This window comes from Cephaloticoccus capnophilus, assembly GCF_001580045.1.
Lineage (GTDB): Bacteria > Verrucomicrobiota > Verrucomicrobiia > Opitutales > Opitutaceae > Cephaloticoccus > Cephaloticoccus capnophilus.
Genome location: NZ_LSZP01000047.1, coordinates 36,610 through 54,373 on the forward strand (window position 1 = coordinate 36,610; position 17,764 = coordinate 54,373).

The window sequence follows — 17,764 nt, forward strand, 5'->3', positions numbered from 1 at the left end:
GCGCCAGCTTACTTCGCGAGGAGTTCGCCGACCCAGCGGCGGTGCGGGCCGGAGAGCGTCACCTTGTCCAGTTCGGCGAGGGGAAGCCATTCGTGATCTTCGGGCAGCGGGCCGTGCGGCGCATCAGCGGCGTAGATGTGCTCGGTGATTTGGTAGCGGGTGATGCTGCGTTTTTTCGTCAGTAACGGGGGGCCGACCAATGCCGGTGAGTCGGGCGGCAACTCCGGCAGTTCGTAGAGGTTGGCGAGGCGGCGGGACTTGGCGGTGCTGCGGTGCAGGAGGAGTTGGCCGTTTTTTATACACCAGGTGCGCCGGAGGGTGAGTTTCTCCATCAGTTTGGGCGCGAGCTTCGGGAAGTCTTCGGCGTCGTGCCCGAGTCGGACGCAGGCGCAGAGGCTGCGCACGGGGCAGGTGAGGCAAAGCGGTTTGCGGCGAAGGCAGAGGGTCGCGCCGAGCTCCATCATGGCTTGGTTGTGGTCGCCAGGGTGGGCAGGATTGAGGAGTGCGTCGGCGAGCGGGGTGTAGGCTTTGGCGGCACTGCTGCTGTCGCGGTAGGGTGTGGCGTCAGCAGTGAGGCGGGCGAGGATGCGCACGACGTTGCCATCGACGACGGCGGCGCGTGCGCCAAAGCTGATGCTCGTAATGGCCGCCGCGGTGTAGGGGCCGATGCCGGGGAGCCTGAGCCAGTCTTCTCGTGTTTGCGGAGCTGCGGACTTTTTTATTGGCCACCGCGTCGCCGCCGCTGCGGCGTTTGGCACAGTGCTGTTGCCGTCGTTTTCTATCCCCATTTCCACCAGAACTCGCGCGAGTTTGTGGAGGTTTCGGGCGCGGGTGTAGTAGCCTAGGCCTTCCCAGAGTTTGAGGACTTGCGCTTCAGGGGCGCGTGCGAGTGCAGCGAAGTCGGGTAGCGCCTCCAGCCAGCGCGCGAAGTAGGGCAGCACGGTTTTTACCTGCGTTTGCTGGAGCATGAATTCGCTGACCACTGTTTTGTAGAGCGTGGGCGCGCTGCGCCAAGGGAGGGCGCGGGCGTGTCGCCGATACCAAGCGAGCAGGCCCGAGCGAAAGGCGTCGCTGCGATTGGTTAGGGCGGCTTGGTTGTCGGGGGAGGCGTTGTTCAACAGACGGTCGATCAAAGGGCTAAGCGCGCGCGCAAGCCAGCGAGGAGTTTCGCTTTGTGCTTGGTTGGGAAGGGGAATCTGTGGCTAGTCGTGATATGGCCAAACGCGCGGTGAGCCGTGGAGCGAGCGACGCTCCAACTGCTCCAAAGACACTGACTTCCTACACAATCAAGCTCGATGCTGCCCAGCAGGCGAAGCTGCGTGCGCATTGCGAGGGGCGAGGCTGGGAGCGCGCCGAGGTGGCGTACACACACTTTGCGTTTAAGTCGGAGCAAGCGCGGCTAAACGTCGCCGCCTACACGAGCGGCAAGGTCGTCATTGCGGGCAAGGGCACAGAGGATTTCGTGAAAAACGTGATCGAGCCGGAAATCACCGGCAGTGCCGAACTCGGCTACGAAGCGGAGCGGCACCCCGAGTGGTTTGAGCCGCACGCGGGGCTCGATGAGAGTGGCAAGGGCGATTTTTTCGGCCCGGTGATTGCGGCGACTGTCATCGCTGATCGTGCGGCGATTGAGGCGTGGCGTGAGGCGGGAGCACAAGACTCTAAGAAGATGACGGATGGCCGCATCGTCGCGCTCGATAAACTGATTCGCGCCACGCGCGGCGCAGTCGTGCGCACTTGTTTTTGCAAAACGATGGCGCGCTACAACACGCTGATGTCGCGCCCGCGTGCGAATCTCAACTCGCTGCTGGCCTGGCAACACGCGACTGCGCTCAGTGAGGCACTGGTAGCGAAACCGGTCGCTTGGGGGCTGCTCGACCAGTTCAGCGAGCAACCGCTCGTGCAACGCGAACTCAAGAAGACGCATGCCGCCACACTCCCCGCAGGGTTTGAGCTAAAAATGCGCACCAAGGCAGAGGAGGATCCTGTGGTCGCAGCGGCCTCGATTGTCGCGCGAGCGGAGTATGTCCGCCAAATGCACACCTTGTCCGAACGCTTTGGCGAGCCGCTGCAAAAAGGAGCGGGCCCGCTCGTCAAAAAACAGGCCGCCCACCTAATCGACAAACTGGGCGCCGCCGCGCTCGGCGATTTTGCGAAACTGCATTTCCGCACGGCTTACGAAGTCGTTTCCGCAGCCGGAAAACTCGACGAGCTCCCGCTGCGTCCGCCGCCGCCCAAAATGTCTCAATGGAGCTGATCCGTTTTCGGCCTCCGCAAAAAAATGACCCGCGCCCAAGTGCGTTAACTTGACTGACGCCAAACGTGACCTCTCCCCAAAATGGCTAAGCGGCGACAGCTCCGCAGTTTTGACCTCAAGCAGCTTTCGGGCGGGGCAGGCAGCGCGTCGTCGAGCACACGCGTATCGCTGTCAGCCTCGCGCTCGGGAGGCGCAGTCGAGTGGTTAATCGGTGTCGATGAGGCGGGTCGCGGTGCGCTGGCCGGGCCGGTGGTTGCGGCGGCGGTCCGCGTTGGCCGCGATTTTTTGGAAGGCCGCTGGGCACTCGCCAACGCCAGTCGCGTGAGCGACTCGAAGCAGCTCAGCCCGGCGGAGCGCGAGGCCCTGTGTTTCGACTTCGAGGTGTTGGCGGGGCAGGGGCAACTGCGACTGCACTGGGGCTTGGCCGATGTCGATGAAATCGCGCAGTTCAACATCCTCGGCGCAACCAAGCTGGCAATGCGCCGCGCCCTCGAAGGGCTCTATCCGCCTTCAGCTTTTGCGCCCGAGCAGCCGCCGGAGCCCGATTTGTTTTCCGAGCCCGAAACCCTCGCCGCGTATCAGCCACCGGTCTCTGCCCGCATATTAATCGATGGGCTCGCGCTGCGACACTTCCCCTATCCGCACACTGGAGTCGTCAAAGGCGACGCGCGCTCGCTCTGCATCGCGATGGCCTCCATCATCGCTAAAGTGAAGCGCGACCGACTCATGACCGAGCTTGCCGCCGAGTTTCCCGGCTACGGCTTTGAGCAGCACAAGGGCTACGGCACCGGCCAACACCGCGAGGCCCTGCTTGCGCGTGGGCGCACCCCGCAGCATCGCGAAGTCTTCCTGCGCAAACTCTTCGCCAAACGGGCGGATCCGGCCCAAGTGGACTTCTGGGTTTCGCCAAATGGATGAGCCACCTCCTACACTAGCCGCTACGCTCCGCCTAAAATGCCCCCGATAAAGCACTCCTCTCTCGACCGCGTGTTGGGCCGCCTCGACATGCTCGACTCGGTGAACCTCACCAACCTCGTGCAGCGCTTGGCGCGCGAACGCGGACTCTTTGAGGACATTTTTAACACCCTTCAAGAAGGGGTGCTCGTTATCGCGCCGAGCGGCGAAATCGAGTATGCCAATGCCGCTGCGCATCGGCTCCTCGGTCAGCCCGAAGACGCGCTCTTGGGTAAAGTGCTCTGGCGGCTCGTGCCCGGCCTCCAAGCCTCGCTCGGCGTAGAGCTAGGTGCGCAACGCGAAGTCGACGCCTCCGCGTCGAGCGCGCAAACCCGCGCGGGCAAAGGCTCCGGATTCACGCCTCCTGCCTCTTCCGCGGCGATGCCCGTGATGACTCGCGAGTTTGAGCTCAGCTACCCGGAGCTGCGCACCGTGCAGCTCTACCTCGTGCCCTTTACCGAATCAGCGGCAGGAGTCCCGCGCTCGACCGTCATCCTCACCGATATCACACGCACGAAACAGAGCACCGAAGAACGCATCGAAAACGAGCGCACTTCGTCGATTTTACTCCTCGCCGCAGGCGTCGCGCACGAGCTCGGCAACCCGCTCAACTCGCTCACAATCCACCTCCAACTCATTAATCGAAAGCTCCGGCGGCTTGGGCTAAACGAGGCCAACACTGCGCACGCTCCACCGTCTCGGGACCTCGAGTCACTCGGCGAGTCGATTCGGATTTGTGAGGACGAGGTCAAGCGGCTCGACGGCATCATTACTCACTTTTTGGAGGCGATTCGCCCCAAGCCGCCCGATCTGCGCGAGACGAACCTAAGCGCACTTTTGGCCGAAGTTTTGAGCTTCCAACAACGCGAACTCGCCGACCGCGAGATTACCGTCGAGGCCGAGACCCGCGCCGACCTCGCACCCGTCATGGCCGACCAAAACCAAATCAAACAGGTCTTCTTCAACGTGATTAAAAACGCGGTCGAGGCCATGCAGCCCGGCGGCCGCCTCCTCATCCAAGCGCGCGAAGACGACGAAGCCGTTTACCTCGCCTTCGCTGACAGCGGCGCAGGGATAAAACAGGAGGAGCTTACGCGACTCTTTCAGCCCTACCACACAACGAAGATCGGTGGGCACGGACTCGGGCTAATGGTCGTGCAACGAATCATGCGCGAGCACGGCGGCCAAATCGGCATCGAGAGTAAAGAGGGCATAGGCACCGTCGTGACCCTGCGCTTCCCCCGCAAAGATCGCCGCATCCGCATGCTCGAGGCAAGCCACTCAAGTCAGTGACCGCCCTCTCTAAGCTTCCACTGCGCGTGGTGCGCAGCCGTAGGTTGGCCTTTCTTTTTCCCACTCCGTGTGGGGCGGCAGGCTGTGCCTGCACCCATTTACCGAACGCTTGGCTGCCGTGCATTCGCACGGCAACCAAGCGTTCGGTAGAAAGGAACCCAAACTTCGGGAGTTTACTGGTGATTTCTCCCACCTCGCCCAAGCGGGTTATCACTCTACTTTCCCTTTTACTGCTCTCCCTGTCGCAACGCGACAGGGGGGAATGCTTTCAAATTTGGGATTTCGCTTTCGCGCGATAGCGCGTTGCGAAATCCCAAATTAAATGGAAGCGGTCACTGACCGCCGCCCCACGCGGAGTGGGGAAAAGCGTATTAGCCAGCGGTCGTTTAGCGCTAGGCGACGGCGGCTTCGGCGAGCGCGGTTTCGGCCAAGTGGTTGGTGGTGTTGAGGTGGGCTTTGCCGGTGTATTTTTCGGATTGTTCGTCGGCGTGGTAGCTGGAGCGCACCATTGCGCCGCTTTCGACGACGCCGATGCCTGCGCGTAGTCCAAACTCCTTCCAGTAGGCGAATTCGTCGGGGTGGGCCCAGCGTTCGACCTTTAGGTGTTGGGGCGTGGGTTGGAGGTATTGGCCGATGGTGAGGATGTCGGTGCCGTCTTCGACGATGTCGTAGATGGTTTTTTCGAGTTCTTCCTTGGTTTCGCCGAGTCCGAGCATGATGCCGGTCTTGGTCGTGAAGCCGCGCGACTTGGCGTGGCGGAGGACGGAGCGCGAGCGTTCGTAGCGGGCTTGCACACGGACGGGTTTTTGCAGCCGCTCTACGGTTTCGAGGTTGTGGTTAAAAATGTCGGGTCGTGCGTCGAGGACGGTATCGAGGTCGTGCAGGCGGCCTTTCCAGTCGGGCGTGAGCACTTCGATAGCGGTTTGGGGCATCCGGTAATGGATGGCGCGGATGGTGGCGGCCCAGACGCTCGCGCCGCCGTCTTTTAGCTCGTCGCGCGCGACGGAGGTGATGACGCAGTGGCGCAGGCCCATTTTGGCGACGGCGTCGGCGACGCGGGCGGGTTCGCCGAGGTCGTATTCGGTGGGGCGGCCTGTTTGTATTGCGCAAAAATTACACGAGCGCGTGCAGATGTTGCCCAAGATCATGACGGTGGCGGTGCCGCGCGACCAGCACTCGCCGAGGTTGGGGCACTGCGCGCTTTGGCAAACGGTGTGCAGCTTGTGCGTGTCGACGAGTTCGCGGACGGCTTGGTAGCCGGGGCCGGAGGGCAGTTTTGCGCGGAGCCAAGCAGGTTTACGCTGGGTGGTGGTCATGAGTAAAACGGAGCGCAGAGTCGATGTCTGGTGGAGCGTTAATCGCAAAAGAAAAGTTTGCGCAGCACTTGGCCTAGGGTCTGTTCGCGTTTCAAACGCGAGGCATCTGGCTCGCGGCTCGGCGCTCACGTGTGCTGCGCACGCTCGCCGGCTTGGTAGGTGGCGCATTTTGGGAGTGCCAGAGTGCGCAAAACTCGCTGGCGAGGAGTCGCTTTACTTCGGCAGCGCTCGGGCAGGGCAGCCCCGCTGCGCTGAGCTCGGCGGAGAGCGAGGTGACGCTGCCTTGCGTGGGGGCGATGCCGCAGGGGACGATGCCACCGAAGTGTGCGAGGTCGGGCGCGAGGTTGAGCGCGAAGCCGTGGTAAGCGACCCAGCGTTTTACGGCGACGCCGATTGCCGCGACTTTGCGCTCGCCTATCCAGATGCCGGTGAGGCCGGGGCGGCGGCTGGCGGCGAGCCCGAGCGCGCCCACGGTGTTGATTAGCACTTGCTCAAGAAAGCGCAGATAGGCGTGCAGGTCACGTCGCGTGTCGAGCGACACGATGGGGTAGCCGACGATTTGGCCGGGGCCGTGGTAAGTGATGTCGCCGCCGCGGCTGGTTTGCGCGAGAGTGATGCCGCGTGCTGTGCGCTCCGCCTCGCTCCAAAGCAGGTGCTGCTCTGCACCTGTGCGCCGGCCGAGTGTGAAGACGGGTTCGTGCTCGGTGAATACGAGCGTGTCGGCGATCTCGCCTGCGATGCGCTGGGCAACGAGTGCTTCTTGGCGCGCGAGGGCTTCAGCGTAGGTCGTCCGCCCCCAATCCGCCTCGCAGAGGCGGTTATCTTGCGCGTCGGCGCGGTCGCAGACCGAGCCGACGTTGCCCGCGCTACCGGCGTGTCGGGGCGCTTCGGTGGTTTCGCAGAAATCGTTTTCGCTATTCTGTGCGGATGCGGGGGCGGTTGGGGCGGTCATTGGGCTGCGAATGGTTTTAGGGAAAAAACCGCACTCGCGCTCGACTCGCAAGAGCGCCTTGCGTTGGCGCGGGTGGGGCGGCTTGCTCGTCGCTCATTTTCCCCATGAGCGAAACCACGTTGGACACTTCAGATATTTCCCACGACCAGCATGCGGTGCGGCTGGCTAAGCTGCGCGAGCTTCAGGCGGCGGGCCGTGACCCGTTTCGCGCGAGCTTCACGCCGACGCATTTTTCGGGCGAGGCACTGGCCGCCTACGCGGAGGGCGAGGCGGGCAGTGCATCGAGTGAGCCTGCTGCTGCGGAGCTGTCCGTGGCCGTTGCGGGGCGGCTCGTCGTCATTCGTGACATGGGCAAAAGCCAGTTCGTCAAGATTCTCGACCAGCAAGGGCAGATCCAGCTTTACGTGAAAAAGGACGCGGTGGGCGAGGAGGCCTATGCGGCGTTTAAGCGGCTCGACCTTGGCGACATCATCGGCGCGGCGGGCACGTTATTTAAGACCAAGACGGGCGAAGTCACCGTGCGCGTGGAGCGCTACACGCTGCTCGCCAAGGCGCTGCGCCCGCTGCCCGAAAAATGGCACGGGCTGGCCGATACTGAGCAAATCTACCGTCAGCGTTACCTCGACCTCATCGTTAACGCGGACTCGCGCCGTCGGCTCGTGCAGCGTTCGCGCATCGTCTCGCACATCCGCCGTTTCCTCGAAGCGCGGCACTTTATCGAGGTGGAGACTCCTGTGCTCGAAAACACAGCGGGCGGGGCGGCGGCGCGGCCCTTTGTCACCCATCACAACGCGCTCGATACGGATTTTTATCTGCGCATCGCCACGGAGTTGCGGCTCAAGCGCTTGCTCGTCGGCGGGCTTGATCGCGTTTTTGAGATTGGCCGGATTTTTCGCAACGAGGGCGTTTCGCGCCGCCACAACCCCGAGTTTACCATGCTCGAAGTCTATCAAGCCTACAGCGACCGCGTGGGCATGATGGGGCTCATTAAAGCGCTGCTGACTTCGCTGTGTGTGGAGGTCTTGGGCACGCTGCAAATCCCGCACGCGGCGAGCGGGCAGGTAATCGACTTCGCGGGCGAGTGGCGCGAGGTTCGTTACAAGACGCTCATTTGCGAAAAGACGGGGGTGCCAGATTGGTTTGCGCTGCCAAAAGCGGAGAAAGTCGCCCGCGCGACTGCACTTGGCTGCAAAATCGACCCGGCTTGGGAAGACTACGAGGTGACTAACGAAATCTTCTCCAAGCTGATCGAGCCCACGCTTATCCAGCCGACCTTTGTCACGCACCTGCCCAAGGAGCTTTGCCCGCTTGCCAAGCTCGACAGCGAAGACTCGAGCACAATTGACGTCTTCGAGCTCACCATCGGCGGGATGGAGGTCGCGCCCGCCTACAACGAGCAAAACGACCCGCATGTGCAGCGCGCGATGTTTGAGGCGCAGGCCGGAGGCGAGACGCAAAACATCGATCACGACTTCCTGCTCGCACTCGAACACGGGATGCCGCCAGCGGGCGGCATGGGCGTAGGTATCGACCGGCTATGTATTTTGCTAACGGGTGCCGAGAGCATCCGCGACGTCATCCTATTCCCCGCAATGAAACCCCAAGGGGCGTGAGGTGTAAATGAGCGAGCCGCCCTTCACTGGGCGGCCCGCATTTTAGGCGACTTGGGTGAGGAGCCTCCGCTATTTCATGAAGGCTCATCCTTATATGTGGAGGCGGTGATGCCTGCCACTTGGGCCTTACCAGCCCATGTATTTAATGGTGTCTTTAACCGGTGTGTAGTTGTCGTTCCAGTATTCGACTTGGATGCCGAAGTTATTGCCGTGGAGCGCGGAGCCAAAGGCACCTGTGTTAGAGAGTGCGCTTCCCGGGTGGAGGCGGTCGGCGGCTTCTTGTGCCGCAGAGCTCCAGAGTCCGAAAGTGTAAAACAGGCGGATTTCCGGACGTTTCCAAAAGCCACTTCCGCTGGGCGAGAGGATCGGCGCGAAAGTGAGCTTTGTCATATCGAGTGCGTCACTGCCATCGGGCTTGATCCGGTCGTGACCGACTTCGAGGGCGAGCTTGAAGAAGTCGGTGATTGAGTAAGTCGTCCGTGCTCCTACTGAGAGGACGTCCTGCCCGAGACCGCTACTGAAGTGATCGCGCTCCCACAACCCGAGCACTTGTCCGCCGAAACGTTCATTTTGCCATTCATAGGTGTCGATGAGTCTCCAGCTCGTGTTAGTGCGGTCTAAGGCGAGGTTGCCAGTGAATCCCAGGTTAGTCCCGGGCCCTTCACCATACTGCACGGCAAAAATGTTTTCCTCTTGGTCAGAAAACAGTTGGCGGTGTTGCAGGGATGCTGACCAACCGGAGTTTGTGCCCGGTAACTCCTTGTTTTTCGCAATGTGGGTGAAGCCTACGTCGATGAATCCACCAGGGGTTATCTGGAGGCCTTCGAACAGCAGGTTATTCCGTGTGACGTAGTCCTCTTGGTCTAGATCGTCTTGGCGGGTGAGTGTCCATGTGGCCTTTACCGGACCGAGTGGAACATCTTGAATGCCAACACCTAGGCCCGAGAGGTCCTGATAGTCGAAGTCGTAGATATGCACATTTTCATTTTTGACATAGAGAGTGCGTCCGGCAGTCAGAGCACCACCCCGGAGCCAGGGAATGTTACGCCAAATGAGATTGGATTGAGTGAGCCGTGGGTCGCCCTCTTTATCGCCAAAGTGGTGTACACCGTACGGATATTTGATTTCACCGCCAGCCTCTAGGCTAACAATAGACCCATCACCGAGGCGGGCGAGGTCTTGGCGAAACAGAAACTCGCCGTACTGGTCGAACTCGTTTCCTAGCCGATATTTTGAAGCGGCACCGGGAAGTTTAAACTCCCGATTTTGCTCCATCCCATCGACCATTCCTGCACGGAAGTAGATTTTAAACTCTGAATTCCAGTCTTCTGCTTCTGATTTGGATTTAGCGCTAGCGGGCTCTCCTTCTGCGGAGATGCTGTCTAGGTAAGGGTTTTCCGAGGGCGGGATTTCATCGTAGATGCTTTGCGTAGCCGCATGGATAGGTGAGTTTACCCCTATGAGGCTCAGTGCTGCCAGTGGTAGTAGTTTTATGTTATTTATGATAGTAGGCATCATGGTTTGGTTTATCTTTTGTTGCGGGGTAAATAGCTGAGAGGCAGAGCCGGTTTATGTTTTTAAACAAAGCTCCGCCCGGCACCTCATCGTTGTTTGTCACAATAGGAGAGAGTGTAGTTTTTTTGATTTTATGTCTTACTCTTTTATCTCATCTAAGTATAGAGTGCAGCGATCGTACTGTAGCTGCTACTCTTCAGTTTTGAACGGATTTGGCTTTCCGTTTCCACAACGAAGTGTGGCATGAGCTGTTCTATAAGGGTAAGTATCGATATACGTATATTACATCGAATATCATATTATGAATGATTAGAGAAAGTGTCATATCGGGAACTTCTTTTCGAATGGCCCTTGGATATACTTATTTTATACTCGGGGATATGTCTCTTGTCCCTAAATAAAGAGGCTGTGGCCCGCTGTCTGACTTTTTGGAGCGCCTGGCAGATTAGGCGGGGCTGCGAGAGGGCCGACTTTCGCCGCCGCTTTGGCCTTGGTCACAAGGTCGCCGGAAAGCCGGTTTTGCGGGGGGCGCTACGCGGAAAAAATAATTCGGATATTTTTGAACGTATGGGGGAAGGGCTGCGTCTTCCCCGGCGTAAGTTTGGTTTGCTTGGTGTTAGGGGAGGGCCGCCTAGGGGTAGGCGGCCCTCAACTTTTGGAAGGGGCTCGGTGCACCGAGCCCCTTCTTATTTGGAAAGACGCGATCGTTCGAGGTGGAGCGGGCTGAGTTGTGCCTGCCGCCGCCCCCGAGCGGTTGCTTGACCGAGCGAGTGCGCAATTGCTGTTATGGCGGGCATGCTGCCCAGCGTCCTAATCGTCGACGACGAAAAGCACACCCGTGAGGGCCTCCAACAAGCCCTGGAGGAGAGCTATGATGTCTGCGTCGCAGCGAATGCGACTGAGGCGTTTAACCTCATGGACGCACAGCCTTTCGACGCAGTCGTGACCGACTTACGCATGCCCGGAAAGTCTGGGCTCAAGGTCATCGACAAGGCACTCTCGCTCTCGCCGCGTCCGGCGGTGCTCATGATGACCGCTTACGGCAATATCGAGACGGCGGTCGAGGCGATGAAGCGTGGGGCGGTCGATTTTTTGACCAAGCCGGTAAATATCGAGCGACTGGAAGTGCTGATCCAGCGTGCGCTCCGCACGCGAACGCTGGAGACGGAGGTCAAGCAGCTCCACGAGCGGCTTGATGAGAAGTTTAATTTCGACCACATCGTGGGCAACTCCGAGAAGCTGCGCGAAGTGATTGAGCGCGTGCGCTTGGTGGCTCCGTCGCGTGCGACGCTGCTAGTCGAGGGCGAGTCTGGCACGGGTAAGGAGCTCATCGCTCAAGCGATTCATCAAGCGAGCCCCCGGTCGCGTGGGCCTTTGGTCGCCGTGCACTGCGCTGCGCTTGCCGATAATCTTTTGGAGAGCGAATTGTTTGGGCACGAGCGGGGCGCCTTTACCGGAGCCAATGAGCGGCGGATTGGGCGTTTCGAGTCGGCTAGCGGGGGGACGCTGTTTCTCGATGAGATTGGGGAGATCTCGGCCTCTACCCAAGTGAAGCTGCTGCGATTTCTGGAGACCAAGTCGATTGAGCGCGTGGGCGGGAGCAAGGCGATCGAGCTAGATGTGCGGCTCGTCGCGGCGACGAATCGCGACCTAGAGCAGCGCGTGCGCGAGGGGAAGTTTCGCGAAGACCTGTTTTTCCGGCTAAACGTGGTGCGCATCGTCATGCCACCGCTGCGCGAACGCGTGAGCGATATCCCGCTGCTGCTGGCGCATTATTTAAAACTCTTCGCTGCGGAAAATCAGGTTTCCCCACTCACGCTCACGGCGGGCGCCTTGCGTGCGCTGCAAAGCTACCCTTGGCCCGGGAATATCCGCGAACTGCGCAATTTCTGTGAAAACGCGGTCGTGCTGCATCGCGGGCCCGAACTCAGCGAATACGACCTAGAGCCGAAGTTTCGCAATGCGGGCTTTGCCGAATCCCAAGCGAGCGCAGCGTCATTGACAGGCGAGGGCGGCGCAAAGCCCGAGCTGGGCGTGGCGACGCAGCGGCATTTCTCAATGGCCCCCAATCGCCTCCTCTCGATTGAGGAAAACGAAAAACGGCTCCTCCACGAGGCACTCATAAAATCGCGTGGAAACCGGACCAAGGCCGCTGCGCTGATGGGCGTGAGCCGCCGCACCCTGCACCGCAAACTCGCTCAGTGGCCCGAACTCGACGTGCTGGATTGATTAAGGGTTAGGGCTCACAGACCTCCACTGCGCGTGGGGCGGCGGTCAGTGACCGCTTCCATTTAATTAGGGAATTGGCCCCGTCGCTTCGCGACGAAACCAATTCCCTAATTTGAAATCCCTTCCCTGTCGCGTTGCGACAGGGGGAGTAGAGTGATAACCCGTTTGGGCGAAGTGGGGAAAATCACCAGTAAACTCCCGCCTCCAAGTTTGGGCTCCTTTCTACCGAACGCTTGGTTGCCGTGTCTGACGGGCCGCCAACGAGCGGCCCGCAAAATAAAACAGCCTGCGGCTGCGCACCACGCGGAGTGGGAAAGTGCTCCGGCTAGGGTCTGCTCGCGCTTGGAAGCGGGAACAGGCCCTAGCACTTGAGAGCGGTATTTCGGCGAGTTTTGCGAGGGGCGTACGAGCGCGACTTTGAACAAATTAGAAAATAGGCGTTGACGCGTCGCCCGCTCCACCTATCTCTCGCCACCCTGTTTTGCGGGCGTAGCTCAGTTGGTAGAGCACCACCTTGCCAAGGTGGACGTCGCGCGTTCGAGTCGCGTCGCCCGCTCCACTTCGACAATCCAAGGACTTCTGCCGAAGTTCAAATAGTGTTGTAAGTGGTTGTAGAGTTGAGATTTCTGCAAAATCTCAATCTGCTGACATCCACTGAATCCCAGTCATCGCCACGGCCTTTGCACAGGACACCTAAGGAGGCGGCAAGCACAGGGTGGCGCAATATTACCGACCCGATCAGGTCGAAGGTGCCCAAACTCGCCACGTTGATGGAGCGTGCCGAACGCCGATAGGCTCGCCTACATGAGCTTTCTCAAACAGCACTGGGCAACGCTTCCATCATCCGCACCAGCTCGGCCAAGGATTTCGCCTGCATCTTGCGCATCACATGGCTGCGACGGACTTTGATGGTGATTTCGCTTAAATCAAGTTCGGCGGCGATTTGTTTGTTGAGCAAACCTTGTACGACCCCTCGCGCGACGCTTTGTTCGCCGGGATTCAATGAATCCCATCTGCTGCGCAAATCCGCAAGTGCCGCAGCCTCCGCGCGCCGTTTGCGGTCGAGCTCAATCCCGTTCCAGACCGCATCCAAAAGCTCCTGATCGCGGAATGGTTTGGTCAGAAATTCAATCGCGCCCTGTTTCATCGCGGCAACGCCCATCGCGATATCGCCGTGCCCGGTGATGAAAATCACCGGCAAGTGGATGCCAAGCGCATGCATCTGGCGCTGGAATTCCATCCCGCTCTGTCCCGGCATGCGCACATCCAGCACCAGACAGCCGGGCGCATCGGGGAGCGGTTCGGCCAGAAACTCGGCGACCGAAGCAAATACGCGCGCACTGAGCCCGACCGAAGCCATCAGGTCTTCCAGCGCCGCGCGCACGGAAGCGTCATCGTCCACCAGATGTACGAGCGGAGCGGGATGTTCACTCATGGCCTAGGTTCCACCGGTACGCTGATACTGAACACCGCGCCGCCATTGGGCGCCGATTCAGCCCAAATCTGCCCGCCATTGGCCTCGATCATCGTCCGGCTGATACTGAGCCCGACGCCGATACCGTCCGCTTTGGTGGTCCAAAACGCATCAAACAAATGCGCTTGAATCTCCGCCGGAATACCCGCGCCGGAATCAGCCACCGTCAAGATCATCGTGTCCTCTTTCAATATCGAACCCACCCGCAGCACATGCGCCTTGTCTGGTTTGTCGGCCATCGCTTCAATCGCATTGAGCAGCAGATTGCCGATCACCTGCCCGATCTGCACCGGATCGGCGAATGCCCGAGGCAAATTCCCGGCGAGCTCAAGCGCAAGTTCAATCCCGTGGCGTTCCAGCTCATCGGTGGACAGCGCCAGCACTTCCATCACCGCCGCATTGAAATCAAACGCCACCGCCTGCACCGGTTCGCCCCGGCTCAAACTGCGCACCCGGGTCACGATCTGGCTGGCGCGCGCGGCATCGGCCAGAATGCGGTTCAGCGCCAGCTCCGCCTTGGCCAGTTTGGGGGGATCCTGCCCGAGCCAACGCTGGCAGGCGTGGCCGCTGGTGACAATCGCGGCCAATGGCTGGTTGACCTCGTGCGCGATCGCGGTCGTCAGTCCGTCCAGCCGCTTGACCCGCGCGAGCCGCAAAAGCTGCGCCTGCGCCGCGTGCGCCGCATCGCGCGCCGCTTCCATTTTGATGACCAGCCACGCCACCATGATGATGGCGGTGATGCTGATGGCGAGATTGATCAAACCGGCGTGGAGATCACCGTGCGGGGTCAGCGCAAAACTGAACACGCTCAGGCCAATACACCAGACGGCGAGCCACAACAACGCGCGCCCGCGCAGCACGCGCGCGGCGATCAAGACCACCAGCGTATAAAACACCGCCGCCGCGACTTCATAATGGGTGGTGGTATCTACGCTAAAAATCGCGGCCATGACCAGCGCAAGCCCGGCCAACCACAGCGTGCGTGCGCGGCGTGACAGCGGCGGGCGGGCTTGAATGGAAGCGTGAGTTTGCATGCGTACAGCCTAGCAGAGAGCGTAAATGAAACAAAATCGAAGGATATTGCGATTGTTTCCCTCTCCTATTTATGACAGAGGGAAACCGCAAAACATCTTCTTACTGCCAACCGAATTTGCGAATATAAATTCTTTTCAGTAGCGTGGTCAAAGCCGCATATCCAAGCAGGATGGCAACCAGCCACGGGAAATAACTGCCCGGAAGTGGCTGAAGTTTGAAATATCCGGCCAAGGGGCTCATCGGCAGGCAAACCCCGATCAGCATAATCAGCCCGGTCATCAGCAGCAACGGCCAGGCGGCACGGCTTTGGATGAACGGAAGTTTGGGCGTGCGGATCATATGCACGATTAGGGTCTGGGTTAACAAACCAACGACAAACCAGCCCGATTGAAACAAGGTTTGTGCCGCCACATTATTGGCAGAAAACACAAACCACATGAGAAGATAAGTGAGAATATCAAATATCGAACTGATGGGCCCGAAAAACACCATAAACCGGCCAATATCGCCCGGATTCCAGCGCAACGGTTTTGCCACCAGCTCATCGTCTACATCATCAAACGGAATCGCGATCTGGGAAATATCGTATAACAAATTCTGCATCAATAATTGTAACGGCAGCATCGGCAAGAAGGGCAAAAACGCACTGGCGACTAAGACCGAAAACACATTGCCAAAGTTGGAACTGGCGGTCATGCGGATATATTTGAGCATATTGGAAAAGGTCTTACGCCCTTCCATCACCCCCGCCTCCAGCACCATCAAACTTTTTTCCAGCAGAATAATATCAGCGGCCTCTTTGGAAATATCTACGCCCGAATCCACCGAAATCCCGATATCCGCCGCACGCAGCGCCGGGGCATCATTGATGCCATCGCCCATAAATCCGACCACATGCCCGTTGCCGCGCAGCGCGCGCACGATGCGTTCCTTATGATGCGGGGTCAGGCGGGCAAACACCTGATAATCCTGAGCGGCCTGCGCCAATTGGGCATCATTCATTGTTTCCACCTGCCCGCCGAGCAGAATCCCGTGACGTTCAAGCCCGACCTGTGCGCATACGTGCGCGGCAATCAATTCACTATCGCCGGTCAATACTTTCACCGCGACACCGTGTTTTTCCAGCGCGCTGATCGCGGGCGCGGCGGATTCCTTGGGCGGGTCGAGAAAGGCGATATAACCAAGCAGGGTCAATCCAGCTTCATCTTTAACTGAATAATTGGATTGGGGCTTTGCCATGACTTTGATGGCAACAGCGACCACACGTAACCCTTGCGAATTTAGTTCCTGGGTGAGGGCGCGTACATTCTTCAATAATTCCGGAGTAAGCTCCACATCCTCATCATCATGGCGAATCCCGGTGCAAACCGATAATATTTCTTCCACCGCGCCTTTGCAGACTAAGGTATGCTGGTCTTCCCGCTCGGAGACCACTACCGACATCCGACGGCGATTGAAATCGAACGGAATTTCATCCACTTTGCGATCATCGTGCGTTTGCAATTCGGCATGCTCCAATACCGCACGGTCGAGTAAATTTTTAAGCCCGGTCTGGTAATAACTGTTGAGATAGGCATAACGCAATACCTCATCCGATGGTTCACCAAAAGCATCGGTATGGCGCTCCAATACAATTTTATCCTGGGTCAGCGTCCCGGTTTTATCGGTACACAGCACATCCATCGCGCCGAAATTCTGGATAGCATCGAGATGTTTGACGATGACCTTTTGTTTTGATAACTTCACCGCGCCCTTGGCCAAGGTCGATGTCACAATCATCGGCAGCATTTCCGGCGTCAGCCCGACGGCAACGGAGAGCGCAAATAAAAATGCCTCCATCCAGTCGCCTTTGGTAAATCCGTTAATCGCCAAAACTACCGGTACCATCACCAGCGCAAAGCGAATCAATAACCAACTCACGCTGTTGACCCCGGATTGGAATGCCGTTTCAACGCGGCCCGTGCTGGTCACGCGCACGGATAATGCGCCAAAATAACTGTGGTTTCCGGTCGCGACCACCAACGCGGTCGCGGAACCTGAAATCACATTGGTGCCCATAAATAATAAATTCGGCGCATCAAAAATCGCATTAAACGGCTGGCTGATGTCCGGGAATTTCTCCACCGGCAATGATTCCCCGGTCATCGCGGCTTGGGAAACAAACAAATCCTTGGCGGCGAGCAGGCGGCAATCGGCTGGAATCATATCCCCCGCCGAAAGCGCGATCAGATCGCCCGGCACCAGTTCACGGATGGGAATTCCCATCTGTTTCGCAGGCGAAGCCCCCCGCCTGATCACCGTCGCGGTATTGCTGACCATCGCTTTGAGCGCTTCGGCGGCGCGATTGGAGCGCGCTTCCTGAATAAACCGGATCAAGGTGCTTAGCACGACCATGGTCGCAATCACCATGGCGGCCGCCATGTCCTCGGTCAGGAGCGAAATCAGCGCCAGAAGGCTGAGCAGCAGGTTGAACGGGTTTTTATAGCACTGCCACAGATGCCGCCACCAGGGCAGGGGTTTTTCGTGTTCGATTTCATTAAAGCCGAACTTTTCCTGCCGTGCCTCAGCTTCATCGGCGCTCAAGCCTTTCATATCCGATTCAAGCCGGATCAACGCCGCTGCAATATCATCGCTCGCGACCCGGCGCCTCTCACGGGTAATGGCGTCAAATATAGACGTAGCGCCGCGCGGAAAATTCGCTGCATCGGGCATTGCCGTACGCCGGAACAACCCGCTTGCGCGGCGGCGCGCCAGAAACCGGCTGAACAGGTGTTTTAAAATGGAATCGATCAGTTTCATGGGAAAATCAATAGCTTGAACACTGCAGCTATTGTCCCATCGGCCTTTTGCTCAGGCCAGCAGGCATTGGCATCGCCCGGATATACCAAGGGATATGCTGATTCCGGCCCCGTTCCGCGGCCCCGATGGCCGCATTGCAAAAGGAGAACCCGTCATGGGTCAGCCCGTGGCCTGTTAAATCGGGCCAGGTCGGGCGGATGAGCGTGTTTTGGAGTTTCCTTATTCGGTTTTGGGGCGAGTGCTTGGGGCTGCCCAATGAGTGTTTGCGATTCCCAGACTAAGTCGGATGCCGTCGCCTCTATGACTGGGGCCAAGGTGCCGGAGGCC

General features: G+C 59.1%; 12 protein-coding genes, 1 tRNA gene and 1 pseudogene. 7 read left to right on the forward strand and 7 right to left on the reverse strand.

Annotation, left to right across the window (positions count from 1 at the left end):
• Positions 1-8 precede the first annotated feature (8 nt).
• Positions 9-1,133 carry an A/G-specific adenine glycosylase gene (locus tag AXK12_RS06125; RefSeq protein ID WP_231863562.1) on the reverse strand — a complete coding sequence of 375 codons (1,125 nt, stop codon included), beginning with the start codon at positions 1,131-1,133 and terminating at the stop codon, positions 9-11.
• A 65-nt stretch (positions 1,134-1,198) separates the two neighbouring features.
• Here AXK12_RS06125 and rnhC point away from each other — a divergent pair, with 65 nt between their 5' ends.
• The 3 genes from rnhC to AXK12_RS06140 all read left to right on the forward strand — a co-directional run bounded on the left by rnhC (position 1,199) and on the right by AXK12_RS06140 (position 4,504).
• A complete protein-coding gene (gene rnhC / locus AXK12_RS06130; protein WP_231863563.1) occupies positions 1,199-2,257 on the forward strand; it encodes a ribonuclease HIII in 1,059 nt (352 codons plus the stop codon).
• Between the two features lie 81 nt (positions 2,258-2,338).
• Positions 2,339-3,175 (forward strand): ribonuclease HII, encoded by an 837-nt coding sequence (locus tag AXK12_RS06135; protein ID WP_068712538.1) that lies wholly within the window; start codon positions 2,339-2,341, stop codon positions 3,173-3,175.
• A gap of 36 nt (positions 3,176-3,211) precedes the next feature.
• Positions 3,212-4,504, forward strand: a complete 1,293-nt coding sequence (locus AXK12_RS06140) for a two-component system sensor histidine kinase NtrB (RefSeq protein WP_068712540.1) — start codon at positions 3,212-3,214, stop codon at positions 4,502-4,504.
• Positions 4,505-4,896: 392 nt separating this feature from the next.
• On the opposite strand, the gene lipA is transcribed toward AXK12_RS06140, so the two are convergent.
• On the reverse strand, positions 4,897-5,820 hold the full coding sequence (gene lipA, locus AXK12_RS06145) for a lipoyl synthase (RefSeq protein ID WP_068712543.1): 924 nt from the start codon (positions 5,818-5,820) through the stop codon (positions 4,897-4,899).
• 91 nt (positions 5,821-5,911) lie between these two features.
• Positions 5,912-6,772: a lipoyl(octanoyl) transferase LipB gene (lipB, locus tag AXK12_RS06150; protein WP_082782700.1), complete on the reverse strand. Its 861-nt coding sequence runs from the start codon at positions 6,770-6,772 to the stop codon at positions 5,912-5,914.
• Between the two features lie 104 nt (positions 6,773-6,876).
• On the opposite strand from lipB, the gene lysS reads away from it, so the two are divergent.
• Positions 6,877-8,385, forward strand: coding sequence for a lysine--tRNA ligase (gene lysS / locus AXK12_RS06155; protein ID WP_068712545.1), 1,509 nt, complete (start codon positions 6,877-6,879; stop codon positions 8,383-8,385).
• Between the two features lie 126 nt (positions 8,386-8,511).
• Here lysS and AXK12_RS06160 read toward each other — a convergent pair whose 3' ends face one another.
• The gene (locus tag AXK12_RS06160; protein WP_082782701.1) at positions 8,512-9,903 is read right to left on the reverse strand and encodes a carbohydrate porin; all 1,392 of its coding nucleotides are present in this window, start codon (positions 9,901-9,903) and stop codon (positions 8,512-8,514) included.
• A gap of 792 nt (positions 9,904-10,695) precedes the next feature.
• Between AXK12_RS06160 and AXK12_RS06165 the strand changes: the two genes are divergently transcribed.
• From AXK12_RS06165 to AXK12_RS09600, 3 genes and pseudogenes are all read left to right on the forward strand, one after another.
• A complete protein-coding gene (locus AXK12_RS06165; RefSeq protein ID WP_068712654.1) occupies positions 10,696-12,129 on the forward strand; it encodes a sigma-54-dependent transcriptional regulator in 1,434 nt (477 codons plus the stop codon).
• 483 nt (positions 12,130-12,612) lie between these two features.
• Positions 12,613-12,688: transfer RNA gene (locus AXK12_RS06170), tRNA-Gly, on the forward strand.
• Between the two features lie 108 nt (positions 12,689-12,796).
• Positions 12,797-12,981: pseudogene (locus tag AXK12_RS09600) on the forward strand (IS256 family transposase); the annotation flags it as partial.
• Here the strand turns inward: AXK12_RS09600 and AXK12_RS09510 are convergent.
• From AXK12_RS09510 to mgtA, 3 genes are all read right to left on the reverse strand, one after another.
• Positions 12,944-13,564, reverse strand: coding sequence for a response regulator transcription factor (locus AXK12_RS09510; protein ID WP_068712547.1), 621 nt, complete (start codon positions 13,562-13,564; stop codon positions 12,944-12,946). The pseudogene AXK12_RS09600 and the gene AXK12_RS09510 overlap by 38 nt on opposite strands.
• Positions 13,561-14,637: a sensor histidine kinase gene (locus AXK12_RS06180; RefSeq protein ID WP_068712549.1), complete on the reverse strand. Its 1,077-nt coding sequence runs from the start codon at positions 14,635-14,637 to the stop codon at positions 13,561-13,563. Before AXK12_RS06180 ends, AXK12_RS09510 begins: the two co-directional genes overlap by 4 nt.
• 100 nt (positions 14,638-14,737) lie before the next feature.
• Positions 14,738-17,437 carry a magnesium-translocating P-type ATPase gene (gene mgtA, locus AXK12_RS06185; RefSeq protein ID WP_068712551.1) on the reverse strand — a complete coding sequence of 900 codons (2,700 nt, stop codon included), beginning with the start codon at positions 17,435-17,437 and terminating at the stop codon, positions 14,738-14,740.
• Positions 17,438-17,764: the final 327 nt, after the last annotated feature.